Below are 897 nucleotides of genomic sequence, written 5' to 3'. Positions count from 1 at the left end.
GCCATCCGCGGGGCCGGCATCGGGCTGGTGCCCCAGGATCCGGGCTCCAGCCTGGACCCGGTGAAGACCATCGGCTCCCAGCTGATCGAGGTGTTCCGGCTGCACCCGCAGCGTTCGGTGCCCAAGGCCCAATGGCGGTCCCGGGCCGTCGAACTGCTGGCAAGCGTGGGCGTTGACCGCCCGGAATACCGGCTGGGCCAGTACCCGCACGAGCTGTCCGGCGGACTGAAGCAGCGGGTGCTGATCGCGATCGCCTTCGCGCTGGACCCGCAGCTGCTGATCGCCGATGAGCCGACCAGCGCCCTGGACGTCACGGTGCAGCGCACCGTGCTGGAGGTCTTCGTCTCCCTGGCCCGGCAAAAGGCACCACGGTCCTGTTCGTGACCCACGACCTGGCGGTCGCCACGGACATCGCCGACCGGGTGCTGGTGATGAATTCGGGGCGGATCCTGGAGGACCGCAGCGTGCGCTCGCTGATCACCGAAAGCACCGAACCCTACACCCGGGCGCTGCTGGCCCAGGCCACCGGCAGCCGGCAACGGCCCCAACCGGTCGCGCACGCCGACATCGCGATCGACGTGCAGGAGGTGTCCAGGACCTTCGGCCGCGGCGCCACCGCCCACCGTGCGGTGCACCAGGTCAGCTTCCAGGTCCCGCGCGGCACCACGTTCTCCCTGGTCGGGGAATCGGGTTCGGGCAAGTCCACGACCGCCAAGCTGATCATGGGCCTGCTGGAACCGCAGTCCGGGCAGATCCGGGTCAACGGGCAGCGGGTGGGTGCGGCCCACGGCCGGCGCCGGCACCAGCTGTGGCGCCAGGCCCAGCTGGTCTACCAGAACCCGGACTCGGCGTTGGACCCGCGCCAGCGCATCGCATCGATCATTGCCGAGCCGTTGC

General features: G+C 70.6%; 2 protein-coding genes. Both read left to right on the top strand.

All coding sequences use genetic code 11. From position 1 onward, the window contains the following. On the top strand, positions 1-384 hold a 384-nt coding region (locus JCM19049_RS15705), incomplete at its 5' end, for an ATP-binding cassette domain-containing protein (RefSeq protein WP_279403389.1). Then, positions 381-897 (top strand): ATP-binding cassette domain-containing protein (locus JCM19049_RS15700; RefSeq protein WP_279403388.1); only part of this gene is annotated, 517 nt, incomplete at its 3' end. The genes JCM19049_RS15705 and JCM19049_RS15700, both read left to right, overlap by 4 nt.

This window comes from Arthrobacter sp. JCM 19049 (genome assembly GCF_001310435.1).
This window is presented reverse-complemented; position numbering and strand designations above follow the sequence as displayed.